This is a genomic window from Pseudomonas yangonensis (genome assembly GCF_009932725.1).
Taxonomy (GTDB): domain Bacteria; phylum Pseudomonadota; class Gammaproteobacteria; order Pseudomonadales; family Pseudomonadaceae; genus Aquipseudomonas; species Aquipseudomonas yangonensis.
On sequence record NZ_BLJU01000142.1, the window covers coordinates 1 to 330 of the forward strand.

At 71.8% G+C, this 330-nt stretch carries 1 protein-coding gene and 1 pseudogene; both read left to right on the plus strand.

Annotated elements, in window-relative coordinates:
- A pseudogene (locus tag GYB81_RS23845) lies at window positions 1–235 on the plus strand (malonyl-ACP O-methyltransferase BioC); the annotation flags it as partial.
- A 3-nt stretch (window positions 236–238) separates the two neighbouring features.
- Window positions 239–330 (plus strand): AAA family ATPase (locus GYB81_RS23850; RefSeq protein WP_161898006.1); only part of this gene is annotated, 92 nt, incomplete at its 3' end.

Genomic DNA, 330 nt, shown 5'->3' on the forward strand with positions numbered 1-330 from the left:
GCTGCCGCTGACCCTGCGCCACGAGGACCGGCTCCTGCATTTCCCCGACCTGCGCAGCCTGACCCACGAACTCAAGGCGCTGGGCGCGCACAACCTCAACCCCGGGCGGCCCGACGGCCTGACCGGGCGCCAGCGTATCCGCGCGCTGGTCGCCGCCTACGAGCGTTTCCGCCAGCCCGAGGGGCTGCCCGCTACCTACCGCGTCGTCTTCGGCGTGCTGCGCAAGGATTCCTGAACCATGCCGGCGTTCTTCGTCACCGGTACCGACACCGAGATCGGCAAGACCACCATCGCCGCCGGCCTGCTCCACGCGGCCCGGCGTGCCGGCCT